Genomic DNA, 13,088 nt, shown 5'->3' on the forward strand with positions numbered 1-13,088 from the left:
CAGACACCAGACCGACATGTCCTTTTCCGCTGATTCCGTGACTTCCCTGCGCCAGATCGCCGATGCCCTGGCGGCGCGCACCGTTTCCGCCGAGGAACTCGCGCGCGACTACCTCGCCCGCATCGAGGCCGCGCGCGACCTGAATGCCTTCGTCGACGTCAACGCCGACCTCACCCTGGCCCAGGCCCGCGCCGCCGACGACCGCCGCGCCCAGGGCCAGGCCGCGCCGCTGACCGGCGTGCCCATCGCCCACAAGGACGTCTTCGTGACGCGCGGCTGGGCCTCCACGGCCGGCTCGAAGATGCTGGCCGGCTACCAGAGCCCGTTCGACGCCACCGTGGTGGAGCGCCTGGCCGCCGCCGGCATGGTCACGCTGGGCAAGACCAACATGGACGAATTCGCGATGGGTTCGTCGAACGAGAACTCGTACTTCGGCCCCGTGCGCAACCCGTGGGACAAGCAGCGCGTGCCGGGCGGTTCCTCGGGCGGTTCCGCCGCCGCCGTGGCCGCGGGCCTGGCCCCGGCTGCCACCGGCACCGACACCGGCGGCTCGATCCGCCAGCCGGCGTCGTTCTCGGGCATCACCGGCATCAAGCCGACCTACGGCCGCGTCTCGCGCTACGGCATGATCGCGTTCGCCTCGTCGCTCGACCAGGGCGGCCCGATGGCCCGCTCGGCCGAGGACTGCGCGCTGCTGCTCAACGCCATGGCCGGTTTCGATCCGAAGGATTCCACCAGCCTCACACCCGCCCAGGGCGGCGTGGACGAGGACTTCACGCGCCATCTGGGCCAGCCGCGCGCCGGCGCCAGCGCCGACAAGCCACTGGCCGGCCTGCGCATCGGCCTGCCGCGCGAGTACTTTGGCGCGGGCCTGTCCGCCGATGTGGAAGCCGCCGTGCGCGGCGCGCTGGCCGAATACGAGAAGCTCGGCGCGACGCTGGTCGACGTGACCCTGCCCAAGACCGAACTGTCGATCCCGGTGTACTACGTGATTGCGCCGGCCGAGGCGTCGAGCAACCTGTCGCGCTTCGACGGCGTACGCTACGGCCACCGCGCGGCCGAGTACGGCGACCTGCTCGACATGTACAAGAAGTCCCGCGCCGAAGGCTTCGGTGCCGAGGTCAAGCGCCGCATCCTGGTGGGCACCTACGTGCTGTCCCACGGCTATTACGACGCCTATTACCTGCAGGCGCAGAAGATCCGCCGCATCATCGCCGACGATTTCCAGCGCGCCTTCAGCCAGTGCGACGTGATCATGGGCCCGGTGGCGCCCACGGTGGCGTGGAAGCTCGGCGAGAAGACCGCCGACCCGGTGCAGATGTACCTGGCCGACATCTTCACGCTCTCCACCAGCCTCGCCGGCCTGCCCGGCATGAGCGTGCCGTGCGGCACGGGGCAGGACAACATGCCCGTCGGCCTGCAACTGATCGGCAACTATTTCGATGAAGCGCGCCTGCTGCAGGTGGCCCATGCCTTCCAGCAGGCCACCGACTGGCACCTGCGCCGCCCGGCCTGATGACGATGCACGACAAGCGCCTGCTACGCCTCTTCGCCGCGATGGCCCTCGCGGTGGTGCTGGCCGGCTGCTCGCTGCCGTTCGGCGGGCGCTCCACGCCCATCGCCGCGCGCGACATCGACCTGAACGGCGACTGCCGCCGCACCGAGGAAGACGGTTTCCGCGAGGATGCCCAGCTGCGCGTGGCGGACAACGCCGTGCAGCAGTTGCAGTGGAAGCTGTGGGTCGGCAAGCGTGGCTCGTGCAGCTTCAATCTGGCCGACTTCCGCCAGGTGCGCAAGACGCCACATATCGAGTTGCGCGCCAACGATGGCAGCGCCTGCAAGCTGATGGTCTGGCAGGACCCGCGCCGCGTGACGCTGGCGCATGCGAGCTGCCAGTCGCACTGCACGCCCGGCATCTATGAGGAAGCGTGGCCGGTGATGTTCGAACCGGACACGGGCGCCTGCGCGCGCACGCGATAACGTCTCCCCCATGCCGCCACGCCGCCCACTCTCATCCTTCGCCGCCGGGGTTATGCCCGGGGTTATGCCTCGGGTGCGGCGCTGGCTGCGCGCGGGACTGGCGATGATGACGGTGAGCGCGGTGCCGGCGTGGAGCACGGTCTCGGCGCCGCAAGCGCCGATCTCGGCTTCCAGCGCGCCGGCGGTGGCGGCTTCCGCGGCCACGTCCACGCCGGCCGCCCCCGCGCCCATCGTCCAGCGCGTGCGGCTGGCCGGCGATGCCGGCATGCCGACGCTGCCGGCCTACTGGTTCCTGCCGCGCGACAGCGGCCATCCACGGGCGCAGCCGCTGCCGGTGGTGATAGCGCTGCACGGCTGCGGCGGGCTCGAAGACACGCACCGCGTGGCGCGGCGCACGGGTTCCATCGACGAAATCCTCAATCCGGCCGGCACCATGCAGGCCCGCTACCGCGAGTACGCGCACTGGCTGACCGAGCGCGGCTACGCCGTGCTGATGCCGGACAGCTTCGGCCCGCGCGGGCGCATCACCAGCGGCTGCGGCGATACGCCGGACGCACGCGGCATCGACGACAAGACACGCCGCGCCGATGCCCTGGCCGCGCTGCGCTGGGTAGCGCGCCAGCCCGGCGTGGACCCGCGCCGCATCGTGCTGCTGGGTTGGTCGAACGGCGCGCAGGCAGTGCTGGCCGCCATCGACGCCAGCCGCCCGTGGCCGGCCGGCACGCCTGCCGTGGAGCGCGCCGTGGCCTTCTACCCGGCCTGCAAGCGCGTGGTGCGGCAGCACAATTTCAAGCTGCGCGCGCCGGTGCTGATGATGATTGGCGGCGCGGACGACTGGACCCCGGCCACGCGCTGCGCGATGCTCCAGAACGCCGTGCTGGCGCGCCAGCCCGATGCGCGCTTCCGGCTTGAGATCTACCCGGGCGCCTATCATGGCTTCGACGGCACCAGCGAGCTGCACGGCCGGCGCGACGCGCCCCGGCGCACCCCGGGCGCCGATACCGCCAGCGGCGGCGACGCCCTGGCGCGGGTGGCCGCGCTCGCCCAACTCGATTCGTGGCTGTTGAACCCGGCGCCCTGAAGAACGCCGGGTCCGGCCCTATATAGAACAGAACAGAAGACTTAAACCAGGAATACCGCCATGCAATGGGAAGTGGTGATTGGCCTGGAGACGCATACGCAGCTCTCCACCGCCTCGAAGATTTTTTCCGGCACCTCCACCGCGTTCGGGGCCGAACCCAACACGCAGGCCTCGCCCGTGGACCTGGCGCTGCCAGGCGTGCTGCCCGTGCTGAACAAGGGCGCCGTCGAGCGCGCCATCGAGTTCGGGCTGGCCATCGGCGCCCACATCGCGCCGCGCAGTATCTTCGCGCGCAAGAACTACTTCTACCCTGACCTGCCGAAGGGCTACCAGATCAGCCAGTACGAGATTCCGGTGGTGCAGGGCGGCACCATCACGATCCAGGTGGAAGGACGGCAGGGCGTCTACGAGAAGACCGTGAACCTGACCCGTGCCCACCTCGAGGAGGATGCGGGCAAGTCGCTGCACGAGGATTTCGCCGGCATGACCGGCATCGACCTGAACCGCGCCGGCACGCCGCTGCTGGAGATCGTGACGGAGCCGGACATGCGCAGCTCGGCCGAGGCCGTGGCCTACGCCAAGGCCCTGCACTCGCTCGTGGTATGGCTGGGCATCTGCGACGGCAACATGCAGGAAGGCAGCTTCCGGTGCGACGCCAACGTCTCCGTGCGCCCGGTCGGCCAGAAGGAATTCGGCACCCGCCGCGAAATCAAGAACCTGAACTCGTTCCGCTTCCTCCAGCAGGCCATCGACTACGAAGTGCAGTGGCAGATCAACGAGATCGAGGACGGCCGCAAGATCGTCCAGGCCACCGTGCTGTTCGACCCGGACACCGGTGAGACGCGCGCGATGCGCACCAAGGAAGACGCGCACGACTACCGCTACTTCCCCGATCCGGACCTGATGCCGCTCGAGATCGACGCCGAGTGGGTCGAGCGCGTGCGCGCCGGCCTGCCCGAGCTGCCGGTGGCGATGCAGGCGCGCTTCGTCTCGCAGTACGGCCTCTCCGCCTACGATGCAAGCACGCTCACGGCCACCAAATCCCTCGCCGCGTACTTCGAGGCCGTGGTGACCGAGGCCGGCGTGGCCAGCGCCAAGCCGGCGGCCAACTGGCTGATGGGCGACGTGGCGTCGCAACTGAACCGCGAAGGCATGGCCATCGACGACGCCCCGGTGCGCCCGGCGCAACTGGCCAAGCTGCTGGCGCGCATCGCCGACGGCACGGTGTCCAACAACACCGCCAAGAAGGACGTCTTCCCGGCGATGTGGGCCGGCGAGTCCGGCGGCGACGCCGACGCGATCATCGCCGCCAAGGGCCTCAAGCAGATGTCCGACACCGGCGAACTCGAGAAGATCATCGACGACGTGCTGGCCGCCAACGCCAAGTCGGTCGAAGAGTTCCGCGCCGGCAAGGAAAAGGCCTTCAACGCGCTGGTCGGCCAGGCCATGAAGGCCACCAAGGGCAAGGCCAACCCGGCCCAGGTCAACGAGCTGCTCAAGAAGAAGCTCGGCTGACCCGCCCCCGGCGTCATCCGACCCATCTGGCCCATCTAACCTGTCTGGCGAAAGAAAGCCGGTCCGCGCAAGCGGCCGGCTTTTTTGTTGGGCGGACGGTTCTGACGGCGGCTCACTCCACCGGCACCACGCTCACCTCCACCTCCACCGTGTGCTCCCCGCCGCCCACGATGACGCCGTGCAGCAGGGGCACGTCGCTGTAGTCGCGGGCGATGGCCAGGGTGACGTGGCGGGTGTCGGCCAGCATGTCGTTGGTCGGGTCGAGATCGACCCAGCCGTTCTCGGGGCACCAGACGCCGGCCCAGGCGTGCGAGGCGTCGGCGCCCAGCAGGCGCGGTTCGCCCGGCGGCGGGTCGGTGCGGAGATAGCCGCTGACATAGCGCCCGGGCAGCCCGAGCGAGCGCAGGCAGCCGATCATCACCTGGGCGAAGTCCTGGCACACGCCGCTGCGCAGCGCGAAGGCCTCCAGCGCGGGCGTGTGGACCTCGGTGATCTCGGCGTGGTACTCGAAATCGGCGTGGATGCGGTGCATCAGGTCGATGGCGCCAGCCACCACGCTCACCCCGGGCGTGAAGCTGCGCCGGGCGTAGTCGCGCAGGTCCGCGTGCAGCGCCACATTGGGCGAGGCGAAGACGAACTCGGTCTCGGGGTCGAACGGCTGGCCGGCGCGGTAGCGCAGCCGTTGCGCGGCCTCTTCCCACGGCGGGCTGCGGGCCGGGTCGAGCCTGGCCCAGCGCGGCCTCAGCGTGACCGTGCTGGCCGTGGTCAGCCGCATGGTCTCGTGCGGCACGTCGAGCATGAAATGCAGCACGTTGTTGCCGAAGGCATCGGTGCGCACATGTTGGTGCGAGGGCGGCGGATCGATGGCCGTGCAGTGCGTGCTCACCGCCTGCCACGGGTAGGACGGCGGCGTGACCACGGCGCGCTGCTGCGCGTGCTCCACGGGCCAGGCGTACTGGTACGTGGTGACGTGGTGCACGCTCAGGGTGGATGGCTTGGGCGGGGCGTCAGGCGTTGGTGTTGGCGTCGGCGTCGGCGTCGCGGCGATCGGGGCCGGAGGAACGGCAGGCACGGGGTTCACGCTCATGGCAGGTCCGTTTCCGGCGCCACGCCGGCATGGCTGAAGTAGCGGCCGCCGATCTCGTCGGACAGCTTGGCCATGCGCGCGCCGAGCTGGTCGCACAGCGCGGCCAGGGTGGCATGGCGGCCATCGTCATCGGTGGTGCACAGCACCGTGCGCGACGGCAGCGCGCTGGCCGGCGGCAGCAGTTCCGCCAGCGGCACGCGGGCCTGGCCGGTGGCGCCGGTCGGCAGCTGCACCAGCTTCTCGCGCAGGCGGTCCAGCACGCCGTAGAGGCCGCGCGGGTTGGTGGGGTCCAGCACGAGCAGGTCCACCAGCGCCGGCACATCGGTCCGGCCCGGGAACAGCGAGCGATAGGTCAGCGTGCTGTCGAACAGGTGCAGCAGCAGGTCGAAGCCGCTGCGCGAACGCAGCGCGCCACTGCGCTCGGCCACCTCCAGGAACAGCGCCAGCGTGGAGACGCGCTCGATATGACGGCCGATGAACACCAGCCGCCACGCTTCGTCACGCGACATGCGGTCGCCCTGCGCGCCGCTGATCGCGCCAAGCTGCATTGACAGCTGCTCCAGCGCGACCAGCACCCGGGAGCGGTCGTACGCGCCCTCGCCGCTGGCCGAGCCGGCCGGGCATGCCGCAGCGGCCATCGCATCATGGAAGTCGTTGCGGGCGGCCAGGATGGTGCGCCAGTGATCGTTCGACAGCCGGTTGCGGATCTCATTGGCCGCGCGCGCGTGGCTGGCCAGCGTCTGCACCACGCCGGCGCTGCCGCTGGCATCGGCCAGCGCGGACACCAGGCTGCGCTCGAACACCCGCAGCGACGCCTGCGGCGAGGGCGTCTGGGCCGGCACCAGGCCAAACCACTGCGCCAGCTGGCCGATCATGTTCAGCGTGCCATCGTCGGTTTCGTCGTTCGATTCGATCGAGCCGAGGATCTGCCGGCACAGGCGCACCGTGTTCTCGGCGCGCTCCGCGTAGCGGCCGGCCCAGTACAGGTTCTCGGCGGCCCGGCTGGAGACGGCCAGCGGCCGCGAGGCAGGCGCCGCCGCCAGCCCGCTGCGCGCGGCCAGCGGGCTGGCGGCGGCGCCCGAGGTCTGGCTGGAGAGCACCCAGGTGTCAGCGCTGGTGCCGCCCAGCTGCATCGACACCGCCTCCAGCCGGGGCGGCGCCAGTCGCATGAACCCGCCCGGCATGACCTGCCAGCCGCCGTTGCCATCGGCGATGGCAAACACGCGCAGCATGGCCGCCCGCGAGCCAATGCGCCCGCCACCGCGCCCGTCCGGCTCCCAGCACGGCGTGTGCGACAGCGGCAGCGGCGCCTGCAGCGTGTAGCGGTCGGGCGTCTCGGCGATGCGCGCGCGCCAGTCTTCGAGCGGCTGCAGCCCGCGCTCCATGCCCAGGCGCGGCTCGCCCGGCACGCGCGGATAGGTGGGCATGACGAAGGCCTCGGCCAGCGTCGACATGGCCTCGTCCTGCGCGGCGGCCTCGCCGCACCACCAGCTCGACACCGCGGGCAGGATCAGCGTCTCGTCCAGCAGCGCGCGGGCGATGCCCGGCAGGAAGCCGTGGATCGCCGGCGACTCCAGGAAGCCCGCGCCGGGCACGTTGGACACCATCACGTTGCCCGCCCGCATCGCCTCCAGCAGCCCCGGCACGCCGATGGTGGAGTCGCTGCGCAGCTCCAGCGGGTCGCAGAACACGTCGTCCAGCCGGCGCAGGATCACGTCCACGCGCTCCAGCCCGCCGAACGTCTTCAGGTAGACCATGTCGTTGCGCACGGTCAGGTCCTTGCCTTCCACCAGCGTGATGCCGAGGTAGCGCGCCAGGAAGGTGTGCTCGAAATAGGTCTCGTTGAACGGCCCCGGCGACAGCAGCACGATGTGCAGCCCGCCGCTCGACGGCAGCGAGGCCCCTTCATCCGCCCCCGCCACCAGCGGCGCGTGGGCCAGCGTGGAGATCAACTGGGCAAAGGCCGGCGGCAGGCGCCGCACACGCATCTCGCGGAAGGCATCGGCGAACTGGCCCGAGATGATCAGCCGGTTCTCCAGCGCGTAGCCCATGCCCGACGGGGTTTCCGTGCGATGGGCGATGACGGTCCAGCCATCGTCGGTATGGACCAGGTCGATCGCCATGGTCTGGAGGAAGCTGCCGCCCGGCGGCTGGTAGCCCTTGAGGGGCCGCATGTAGCCGGGATGGCCGTAGACCAGCCCCGGCGGCAGCAGGCCGCGCGTGAGCAGCGTCTGGGGGCCGTAGATGTCGGCCATGATGGCGTTGGCGAGCGTGGCGCGCTGGGCCGCGCCGCGCTCGATCACGGCCCAGTCCTCCTCGGCGATCAGGAATGGCAGCAATTCCAGCTGCCACGCCCGCGCGCCGCCGCCCTGGTCGGCATAGACGTTGTAGGTCACGCCGTTGTCGCGGATCTGGCGCGCCACCGCCGCCGCACGCGCCGCCAGCGCGTCCGGGCTCAGGCTGCCGAGGTCGCCCTGCTCGCCCAGTTCCGCGAAGAAGCGCGCCCAGGGCGCGCGCAGCGTGCCGTCCGGCAGGCGCAGCTCGTCCAGATGGCCGTCCGGCACGGGCAGGGCCAGCCGGCCCGCCATGGCAGCCGGGCTGTCCGATCCGTCGAGGGGAAGCGACGACTGCAAGGGCACGGGGAGAGGTCTCCGGGGGAGGGTGTCGGCTTATATCTGCCGCAGATCGAGCGTAAAGGGGAATTCGAGGCTGCGCTCCACCGGCGGCGCCACGGACCGCCCCGGCGTATGGCCGATGGTGAAAAAGCGGGCCAGCCGCCGGCTTTCGGCCTCGTAGGCGTTCACCGGGAATGTCTGGTAATTACGGCCTCCGGGGTGGGAAACATGATACTGACATCCCCCAACGCTGCGATCCATCCACGTATCCACCACGTCGAAGGTGAGCGGGGCATGCGCGCCGATGGTGGGATGCAGCGACGATGGCGGCGCCCAGGCGCGGTAGCGCACGCCCGCCACGTACTCGCCGGCGCGCCCGGTGGGCTGGAGCGGGATGGTCCGGCCATTCACCGTCACCACGTGGCGGGTCTCGTTCATGCCGAGCACGCGCACCTCGAGCCGCTCCACCGACGAATCGACATAGCGCACCGTGCCGCCCGCCGCGCCCTCCTCGCCCATCACGTGCCACGGCTCCAGCGCCGCGCGCAGCTGCAGCGACAGCCCGGCCGCCTCGGCCTCCACCTCGCCCACGCGCGGGAAGCGGAACTCGAAGTGCGGCGCAAACCACGCGGACTCGAACACGAAGCCGGCGCTGCGCATCTCGGCGAGCACGTCCTCCAGATCCATCTGCACGAAGGTGCCGAGCATGAAGCGGTCGTGCAGCGCGGTGCCCCAGCGCGTGAGCCGCGCCGTATAGGGCGTGCGCCAGAAACGGGCGACCATGGCCCGCAGCAGCAGTTGCTGCACCAGGCTCATGCGCGCGTGCGGCGGCATTTCGAAGGCGCGCAGCTCCAGCAGGCCAAGCCGGCCCGTGGGCCCATCGGGGGAATAGAGCTTGTCGATGCAGAATTCGGATCGATGCGTATTACCCGTCACATCTACCAGCAGGTTACGCAGCGCCCGGTCGATCAGCCATGGCGGGGTGTAGCCATCGCCGGCGCCTTCGTGCAGGGCCACCTGCCGGCGCAGTTCCGCGAAGGCGATCTCCAGTTCGTAGAGCTGGTCGTTGCGCGCCTCGTCCACGCGCGGCGCCTGGCTGGTCGGCCCGATGAACAGGCCCGAGAACAGGTAGGACAGCGAGGGATGGTTGTGCCAGTAGGCGATCAGGCTGGCCAGCACGTCAGGCCGGCGCAGGAAGGGGCTGTCCGCCGGCGTGGCGCCGCCGAGCACGAAGTGGTTGCCGCCGCCCGTGCCGGTGTGGCGGCCATCGAGCATGAACTTGTCGGTGGAGAGGTGCGTCTCGTGCGCGGCCTGATAGAGAAACTCGGTGTGCTCCACCAGCTCCGCCCAGTTGCTGGCCGGGTGGATGTTGACCTCGATCACGCCCGGGTCCGGGGTGACCTGGAGCAGCTTCAGGCGCGGATCGCGCGGCGGCGGGTAGCCTTCCATCACGATCTTCATGCCGAGTTCGGCCGCCGTGGCTTCCACCTCGGCCACCAGTGCGAGGTAGTCCTCCAGCACAGTCAGCGGCGGCATGAAGACATAGAGGATGCCGCGCTTGTCGCCCATCGCCTTCAACTCGACGGCCGGGCCGGCGGCGCGGCTGGGGTGGCGCACTTCCACGCAGAGCGCGGTACGGATGATGTCCGCCGCCGACTCGCCAAGCGCGGGCGGGCGGGTGAAGGCCGGGGCCAGGCCCGGTGCGGCGCCCGTGGCGGATGGCGCGGATGCTGGCTCGGCTGGCGCCCCGGATGGCATCGGGGCGACGGCCTCGCCGCGCGCCTGCGCACGGCGTGCCGCCATCGCGGCCGGGCCCAGCCCGGTGGGGTCGAGCGACAGCCCGCCGGCTGGCGCGGGCGACTGGCTGCGCAGCGGCGTGGTGGCCGGCAGCGGCGCGCGCGGGGCAAAGGGGTCCTGGTCGAACTGCCACGGATAGTCAGCCTCGGACACCCAAGGCAGCGCGTCGAGCGGCAGCCGGTAGCCCATCGGCGAATCGCCGGGCAGCAGATACATGCGGTCATCGCGCAGGAACCACGGGCCGGTAATCCATGCGGCGTCATTGCGTGACGGCGGGTCCTGCGTGGCGCGGGCCAGCGGCAGCACGTAGCCGGTCACGCGTGACAGGCCGCTCTCGAACACCCGGCGCAGCCGCGCGCGCTCCATGGCGTCTTCCAGCCGCGCCTCGTGCGGATCGACGTTGACCGGCAGGCTGCGCTCACGCCACAGGTAGTACCAGACGTCCTCGTAGCCGGGCAGGATGAAATGCGAGGCCAGGCCAAGCCGGGCGCTCAGGGTTTCGATGAAGCGCCGCGCGTCGGCGTCGGTGTAGGCGTCCGGCTCGCGCTCATCGGCGAACAGCGCCGGGTTCTCCCAGCACGGCACGCCATCGGCACGCCAGCAGATCGACAGCGCCCAGCGCGGCAACTGCTCGCCCGGATACCACTTGCCCTGGCCAAAGTGCAGGAAGCCGCCCTCGCCATATTGCGCGCGCAGCTTCTGCACCAGTTCGGTGGCCAGCCCGCGCTTGGTGGGGCCGAGCGCGTCGGTGTTCCATTCCGCGCCCTCCCGGTCGCGCGCGGCGACGAAGGTGGGCTCCCCGCCCATCGTCAGGCGCACGTCCATCTGCTCCAGGGTGCGGTCGACGGCGGCGCCGGCCGCATCGACGGCCATCCACTGCGCCTCGGTATAGGGCTTGGTCACGCGCGGGGACTCATAGATGCGCGTGATCGACATATGGTGCTCGAAGGAGACCTCGCACTCGTCCACCGCCCCGCTCACCGGCGAGGCGCCGCCGGGCTCCGGCGTGCAGGCCAGCGGGATGTGCCCCTCCCCGGCCAGCAGCCCGGAGGTGGGGTCCAGCCCGATCCAGCCGGCGCCGGGCAGGTAGACCTCGCACCAGGCGTGGAGATCGGTGAAATCGGTCTCGGCGCCCACCGGGCCATCCACGGCCTTCACATCGGGCGTCAGCTGCAGCAGGTAGCCCGAGACGAAGCGCGCCGCCAGCCCAAGATGGCGCAGCGTCTGCACCAGGAGCCAGCCGGTGTCGCGGCACGAGCCGGAGGCGTTCTCCAGCGTGGTCTCGGGCGTCTGCACCCCCGGCTCCATGCGGATCAGGTACCGGATGTCGTGCTGGAGGCGCTGGTTCAGGGCCACCAGGAAGTCCAGCGTGGCGGTGGGCGTGCGGTCGATGCTGGCCACGAAGGCCGCCAGCCGCGGCGTCAGCTCGCCGCGCACCAGATAGGGGGCGAGGTCGTGCCCGAGGCTGGCGTCGTAGTCGAACGGAAACGTCTCGGCCGATGGCCCCAGGAAGAAATCGAACGGGTTGTAGACCGCCATTTCCGCCACGAGGTCCACCGTGACCTTGAAGCTGGTGGTCTTCTCCGGGATGACCAGGCGGGCGAGGTAGTTGGAGAACGGGTCCTGCTGCCAGTTCACGAAGTGCTGCGCGGGCTCGATGCGCAGGGAATAGGACAGGATCGGGGTCCGGCAATGCGGCGCGGGGCGCAGCCGCACGACTTGCGGTGACAGATTCACCGGCCGGTCGTAGCGGTAATGCGTGACATGGTTCAGCGCGACGTGCGTAGCCACTACAACCTCCCAGGGGTGCGGTGAATCGTCAGTGAAGCGTCAGTGAATCGTCCAGATAGGCATCGGCCGGATGGGAATGCAGCAAGCAAGACTTGTACCGAGCCCTGTCGGCAGACCGCGCACTGGCCCCGGCAAGGTGGCGCGGGCGGCGCTTCACATCGACCCGCCGCTACGCTTGGCGCGCAGCCCCTCCTCCAGCAGCGACCGCAGCTTGGCCAGCGCGCCGGGGTCCCCGCCCGCCGCCGCGCGGGCATACCAGATCTTGGCCTGCTCGATGTCCTTGTCCACCACCCCGGGCTCGCCGCGCTCGTAATAGCTGCCGACGATGTACTGCGCGCCGCCGTCGCCGGCTGTGGCGGCCCGGCTGTACCACGTGAACGCCTTGCCGTAGTCGCGCGGCACGCCCCGGCCGGTGAAGTAGTTGGTGGCCAGCGCCATCTGCGCCTGCACATGCCCGCCCTGCGCCGCGCGCGCGTACCAGCGGTTGGCCTCCTCGAGCGACTTCGGCACCAGCTCGCCGCGCTCGCTCAGATCGCCCAATGTGAACTGCGCATGTGTCATCTGGTTGTCAGCGGCCTTGCGCAGCCAGCCCAGCGCCTCCTGCGGCTTGGGCGAGGTGCCCTCGCCACGCAGCAGCATCATCGCGTAGTTGAACTGGGCCAGCCGGTTGCCCTTCTGCGCTGCCGCGGCAAACCCCTGGAGCGCGACATCGAACTGCCCGGCCTCGTAGGCGCTGACGGCATCGCGCGTCTGCGCCTGCGCGGGCGCCCGCGGCTCGGTGGCGGCCCGCATCGGCGCGGCATGGGCCACGGACAGCAGGAGGACCATCAGCACCATGCTCGCCAGCACAGCGGCAGCAGCGGCCTGGCGAATCGAGACAAGGGAGGCAGACATGACGTGACTCCGGCGAACGGGGGTCGGACGGAACGGGGCGCTATCGATTCAGTGTAGCGGACGACGCTTCGACTGGCTCGCCAGAATGCGAGTCGTCTCATGTACGTGGATTGGGCGGCACAGAAGACTGGGGGACACCGCCTGCAGAGAATGGGGATGCAAACGAAAAAGGCTCCCGAATGAACTGACCCCCTAAAGTTGGACGGGTAAGTTAGGCCGCGGCCAAGGGCTGGGTCCTGTATTGCACAGGACTCAGCCCTTTTAGCTTGAGCTTGATGCGGTCGTGATTGTAGTACCGGATGTATTCGGCTATGCCACGACGCAACTG

General features: G+C 70.3%; 9 protein-coding genes. 4 read left to right on the forward strand and 5 right to left on the reverse strand.

Annotated elements, in window-relative coordinates:
- Window positions 1-16: 16 nt before the first annotated feature.
- From gatA to gatB, 4 genes are all read left to right on the forward strand, one after another.
- On the forward strand, window positions 17-1,516 hold the full coding sequence (gene gatA / locus AB4120_RS03295; protein ID WP_149136968.1) for an Asp-tRNA(Asn)/Glu-tRNA(Gln) amidotransferase subunit GatA: 1,500 nt from the start codon (window positions 17-19) through the stop codon (window positions 1,514-1,516).
- Complete coding sequence (locus tag AB4120_RS03300; protein WP_149136969.1) at window positions 1,516-1,980, forward strand: hypothetical protein; 465 nt, start codon at window positions 1,516-1,518, stop codon at window positions 1,978-1,980. Before gatA ends, AB4120_RS03300 begins: the two co-directional genes overlap by 1 nt.
- A gap of 103 nt (window positions 1,981-2,083) precedes the next feature.
- Window positions 2,084-3,061, forward strand: a complete 978-nt coding sequence (locus AB4120_RS03305) for a dienelactone hydrolase family protein (RefSeq protein ID WP_262389500.1) — start codon at window positions 2,084-2,086, stop codon at window positions 3,059-3,061.
- A 60-nt stretch (window positions 3,062-3,121) separates the two neighbouring features.
- Window positions 3,122-4,576: an Asp-tRNA(Asn)/Glu-tRNA(Gln) amidotransferase subunit GatB gene (gatB, locus tag AB4120_RS03310; protein WP_149136971.1), complete on the forward strand. Its 1,455-nt coding sequence runs from the start codon at window positions 3,122-3,124 to the stop codon at window positions 4,574-4,576.
- 112 nt (window positions 4,577-4,688) lie between these two features.
- Here gatB and AB4120_RS03315 read toward each other — a convergent pair whose 3' ends face one another.
- From AB4120_RS03315 to AB4120_RS03335, 5 genes are all read right to left on the reverse strand, one after another.
- Window positions 4,689-5,663, reverse strand: coding sequence for a transglutaminase family protein (locus AB4120_RS03315; protein WP_149136972.1), 975 nt, complete (start codon window positions 5,661-5,663; stop codon window positions 4,689-4,691).
- The gene (locus AB4120_RS03320; RefSeq protein WP_149136973.1) at window positions 5,660-8,302 is read right to left on the reverse strand and encodes a circularly permuted type 2 ATP-grasp protein; all 2,643 of its coding nucleotides are present in this window, start codon (window positions 8,300-8,302) and stop codon (window positions 5,660-5,662) included. Before AB4120_RS03320 ends, AB4120_RS03315 begins: the two co-directional genes overlap by 4 nt.
- A gap of 30 nt (window positions 8,303-8,332) precedes the next feature.
- The gene (locus AB4120_RS03325; protein ID WP_149136974.1) at window positions 8,333-11,866 is read right to left on the reverse strand and encodes a transglutaminase family protein; all 3,534 of its coding nucleotides are present in this window, start codon (window positions 11,864-11,866) and stop codon (window positions 8,333-8,335) included.
- Between the two features lie 153 nt (window positions 11,867-12,019).
- Entirely contained in the window at window positions 12,020-12,703 is a 684-nt protein-coding gene (locus tag AB4120_RS03330) for a tetratricopeptide repeat protein (RefSeq protein WP_441641842.1), read from the reverse strand.
- Window positions 12,704-12,971: 268 nt separating this feature from the next.
- Window positions 12,972-13,088, reverse strand: a 117-nt coding sequence (locus AB4120_RS03335) for an IS3 family transposase (protein ID WP_441641843.1), incomplete at its 5' end; no start/stop codon positions are given.

Origin of the sequence: Cupriavidus sp. 2KB_3, from assembly GCF_052115685.1 — a bacterium.
GTDB lineage: Bacteria > Pseudomonadota > Gammaproteobacteria > Burkholderiales > Burkholderiaceae > Cupriavidus > Cupriavidus campinensis.

Bases quoted from the DNA above. Each gene is read 5' to 3' on its own strand.
- AB4120_RS03330 (WP_441641842.1), bottom strand. From the start codon at position 12,703: ATGGTGCTGATGGTCCTCCTGCTGTCCGTGGCCCATGCCGCGCCGATG.
- gatB (WP_149136971.1), top strand. From the start codon at position 3,122: ATGCAATGGGAAGTGGTGATTGGCCTGGAGACGCATACGCAGCTCTCC.
- gatA (WP_149136968.1), top strand. From the start codon at position 17: ATGTCCTTTTCCGCTGATTCCGTGACTTCCCTGCGCCAGATCGCCGAT.
- AB4120_RS03305 (WP_262389500.1), top strand. From the start codon at position 2,084: ATGATGACGGTGAGCGCGGTGCCGGCGTGGAGCACGGTCTCGGCGCCG.
- AB4120_RS03300 (WP_149136969.1), top strand. From the start codon at position 1,516: ATGACGATGCACGACAAGCGCCTGCTACGCCTCTTCGCCGCGATGGCC.
- AB4120_RS03315 (WP_149136972.1), bottom strand. From the start codon at position 5,663: ATGAGCGTGAACCCCGTGCCTGCCGTTCCTCCGGCCCCGATCGCCGCG.